The organism is Cobetia sp. 10Alg 146 (assembly GCF_029846385.1).
GTDB lineage: Bacteria > Pseudomonadota > Gammaproteobacteria > Pseudomonadales > Halomonadaceae > Cobetia > Cobetia marina.
Genome location: NZ_JARWKT010000016.1, coordinates 1 through 4676 on the forward strand (window position 1 = coordinate 1; position 4676 = coordinate 4676).

Genomic DNA, 4676 nt, shown 5'->3' on the forward strand with positions numbered 1-4676 from the left:
TTGCCACCGATGCCGCCGGCAATGACAGCGTGCTGTCCAACGCCATCGCCATCACAGTCGATACAACAGCCCCAGGCGCACCGCCGTCACTAGTGATTGGTGAAGCCCTCAATGGCGTGAACATCGATGAGCTGACAGATGGTCTGCAAGCTGAAGTCACGCTCAGTGCGGATACCGTCGCAGGGGATACGGCAACGGTCACTCTGGTTGACACCGAGGATGCGGACAATGTGATTACTACTGCTGTAGAGCTTGATGACACGGATATAGATGCTGAATCCGTGACCGTGACAATCCCGAGTGACTCGCTGACCGATGGCAGTAGCTATACCGCTTCTGCTGTCATTACTGATGCCGCAGGTAATGTCAGCGATGAAATCAGCCTGGGCACAGTGACCATTGATACTACGGCTCCCGTAACCACTGTCACCATCGACTCCATCAGCAATGACACTGGCCTCGCAGCCGATGATTTCATCACCAATGACGATGATGGCCTGACAATTTCGGCCACACTGGATGCTCCGCTTGCCGAAGGCGAAACGCTGCAGTACAGCACCGATGGCACCACCTGGGTCGACATCACCGACAGCGTGACCGGTACTGCCGTCAGCTACGCCGATGCCGATCTCACCGCCTCTGCCACCGTGCAGCTCAAGGTGCAGGATGCGGCGGGCAACGATGGCGCCATCGAGAGTCAAGACATCGTCATCGATACGACTGCTCCGACAGGGAGTGTCATCAACTTCACGGATGTTGATGGGGACATCAATGCTGCAGAAGCGACAGATGTGACATTCGAAGGCACTGTCGAAGCTGGCTTGACCAGCAGCAATCTCTCGATCGTGATCACCGATGCCGACAATGGCTCCGTCACCGTCCCTACCGAGAACATCACTGTCTCAGCAACAGGTGAAGTGACTGTGTCTGGTGTCGATCTCTCCGGACTTTCAGAGGGGCTGCTGACTGTCACGATGACCGTGACTGACGATGCAGGTAATGAAAACGAGACAGCCATCACGGATACGGCCACCAAGCTGAGCGATGACTTCCTCGTTCTGGGAAATACCAACCGTCTCACAATAGAGGAAGCGCTAGTCGTCTCAGCGACTGCCGTCGCCAGCACTCCGGCATTCGCTGATACCAGCGGTGAGGCAACACTCTCACTCAGCTCCACCGAGTCGCTTACCAGCAACGGCCAGGCACTTGAATGGGTCATTACTGATGAAGGGCGCACACTCACATTGGCAAGTGATGCCGACAATGCTGCTGCGACGGCCGTCATGGTCGTTTCCGTCACCGAGGATGGAACGGAAGTTATCTACAGCGCGGAACTGCTCGGCAACATCGATCAGGTGAATGCCGAGTCATCCACGGTGGATGTGCTTGTCACTCTGACCGATGGTGCGTCGAGCACCAGCAGCACCTTGAACATCGATATCACTGATGATGTACCGACAATTGCGGCAAGTACCGTCGTAGAGTCTTTGAGCTCGAATACGAATTACACCGGCTCCATCTTCGATGGTGAGGATGATTTCGGATTCGGTGCTGATGCGGCAAATGGGCAGGTGCAGTCCTTCACGTTCAAGGGCCTGACATTCACTGTTTCTGAAGATGGCACCTACGCGGACGTGACCGGCACCTCTACCGAGATTGCTCTGGAGGCTGGTAATACTGTCAGCATCGTCGATGGCATTCTGGCGGTCGAGACGCTGTCCGGTGAATCCTTCAGCCTGAATATCGACTCAGGGGACTATAGCTACAGCCACCAGGGCCAGTTCAGTACCGCAGATGAGACCAATTCTCGACCAATTGTCAATGTCACAGAGACTGACAATGTACTGGGAATTGTGGGTGCTAATGTACTAAGTATTGTAGACCTGAATAACAATCAGCTTTACAACGCTTACGACGTAGACAACAACCTCGCTTCAGTCAGTATCAGCACAAGCAACATCTACAATACAGTCAGCACGTATCTGGATGGCATCTCTGACTTGTTGGAGCTCACTTTAGCTACACTGGATGCAGTGCCCTTTGTCGATGTGCCTACTATAGAGGAGTTGCTGGACACTCTCGTCGGAAATAGCAGCTGGACTTACAGCGCAGCTATGGCAAGCGAGCTGGGGCTGGAAATTACTACACAGAGTGGAGTGTCAACAGAAACAATCACCATCACCAAGGCTGATGGAAGCCAGATTTCCAACCTAGAAATAAATGAAATTTTGGCAAGCATCGACTTCACTATATCGACAGACGGAATACTTTCCGGCCTGCTGGATATCCTAGACCTCGATGCCATTATCTCATCCATCCTAAGCACAACCAGTATTGCAGCTACAGATACGCTGGATGCAACCTCCGACGTAGCAGCAAATGCAACTGTTATCGATCTTGATCTTGACCTTATCTCGGGAGACTACCAACCGCCGATCAAGGAAGGAAATGAGGGAGAGGATACTCTTACCGCTGCTAGCACAGGCGAGTCACTCTACGGTTATGGTGGTAATGACGAGCTCAATGGAGGCACTAGCAGCGACATCCTGCGCGGTGGCAGCGGCAATGACGAACTGAACGGAGGTGGTGCGACTGACCTGCTGATCGGCGGTGCAGACGACGACACCCTGAACGGTGGTGACGGAGTCGACATCCTTCGTTGGGAGTCCGGTGATGAGGGCACTGTCACTGCTGCGGCAACAGACACCGTGCTCAACTTCAACAATGGTGGCGTCGGATCGGGAGACATTCTTGATCTGCGCGATATGCTCAACGGGGCCTATTATGTCGATAGCGCCACCAACAACCTCGCGACCTATATCAGTGCTGAATATGTCTCGTCAGCCAATGCAACCGTCCTCTATATCAACACAGAGGGTGGATTGACGGCTTCCCCTGCCACGTCCGCCAACCAGGTCATCAATCTCAATGGTCTCGATCTGACCGACGGTGGCACCTTGACGAGCAGTGAGGTCATCGATTCCCTCATCAGCGGTGAACAGTTATTGGTGGGCACAGAGGTCAATGAAACGGATGTCAGTGTCACGGTCGTGGATGGTGATGGCGACACGGCGACGGGCGAAGTCACCTTCGTCGGTGAGGAAAGCCTGGATGTGGTCACCAATACCGCCCCTATCGTCACACTGCAGGATTCTGAGTTGTTGGGCCTGGTGGGTCTCGAAGCACTCGATCTGATAGACCTTTCCAACAACAAGGTCTTCGTTGCAGACCCTGACAACAACCTGCGCGAGGTGGTGATCAACTACTCTGCACTGGTGGATGTCAATTTGTTGACTGGTACATTCACGGACCCTGAGTTCACTTGGGATAACGACCTGGCAACTTCGCTTGGCCTATCAGTTACACCAGACGACAATGGTGTCCTCGGCATAATTGCCACTACTGCGGAACTGACCATTACCGCGACTGACGGTGGGGATATCGACAACCTGGCGCTCACTCAATTCCTAGCGACCGTTGGGTTCAGTGATGGCGGAATTTCGGATCTGAATCTAGCAAACATCGATCTATTGGATGCCTACAGCATCACGGCTACCGATGCCTACGATGCCAGCACCACGGATGCCATCTCCTCTTTGGCAGGTGTGGAGCTGCTTGATTCCAATGAACCCCTATTCTCCGGTATCGACGAAAGTAAGACCTTTATTGGTAGCCTGCTGACCGATGATGAAATCGATATTTCAGCCAATCTCGAAGGAGGCACCATATTCGGCCTTTCCGGCAATGACTCTCTCATCGGCAGTAGCTTTGATGATGTCATTCGAGGTGGCGAGGGGGATGACTCACTGATCGGGAACGCAGGGAATGACCTGCTGATTGGCGATTCAGGCAGCAATACCTTCGATGGTGGCGCGGGTGATGACCTGATCGTCACTTCCAGCCTGGACTTCACCATCGAGGGTGGCGCTGACATCGATACCGTCAGCTTCGATGGCACAGGAAAAGGCATCGATCTCGTCGCCTTGTCCGCCCAGGCTGAGCCCAGTCTCATGACCAACATCGAAGTGCTCGACATCTCGGCCAGCAGCGAGACCGGCACCAGTCTGAAAATCGATGCCGATACGGTATTGAATCTCACCGATGGTGATAACGAGCTGTATATCGATGGCGATGAAGGCGATAGCGTAAAAGCGGCTGGGGCTGTCGATACTGGCATATCGTCCGAAATCAACGGCACGACCTATGATACATATGAACTTGGCAGTGCCACGCTGTACATCGATCAGGATGTCACGGTGAATACCAACAACGGCTAGTCCCGGGATGCGCCCCTCAGGGGGCGCCTTCCCGATGAACAAGTACGCACTGAACACGAATAAAGCGTCAGGATGACGCAACTTCAGGGATCACCCTGGGGCCAAGGAGTGACATGATGCCCACCCTATTTCGTTGTCCGTCCGCCATCGGACAGGCGACAACTCTGCGCATACGAATGAAGAGGCTTTCCATCGCCGTCTGTGTCGTCTCAGCCGGTCTGGCGAGTTCGCTACCGGCCAGTGCTCAGACGACACGTGATCTCGCCGAAGTTTTGAGCGATGTGCTCAGACATGACCCTCGCATCGACGCCGCCCAGGCCAATGTCCGAGCCGCAGGGACGGATATCGAGATTGCCGAGGATGGCTACTGGCCACGTCTGGAAAGCAGCGTCGGCACCG

1 protein-coding gene and 1 pseudogene are annotated in these 4676 nt (G+C 54.1%); both read left to right on the top strand.

From position 1 onward, the window contains the following. Positions 1-29 precede the first annotated feature (29 nt). The gene (locus QD172_RS17250; RefSeq protein WP_279856360.1) at positions 30-4277 is read left to right on the top strand and encodes a hypothetical protein; all 4248 of its coding nucleotides are present in this window, start codon (positions 30-32) and stop codon (positions 4275-4277) included. Positions 4278-4393: 116 nt separating this feature from the next. Next, positions 4394-4676: pseudogene (locus QD172_RS17255) on the top strand (hypothetical protein); the annotation flags it as partial.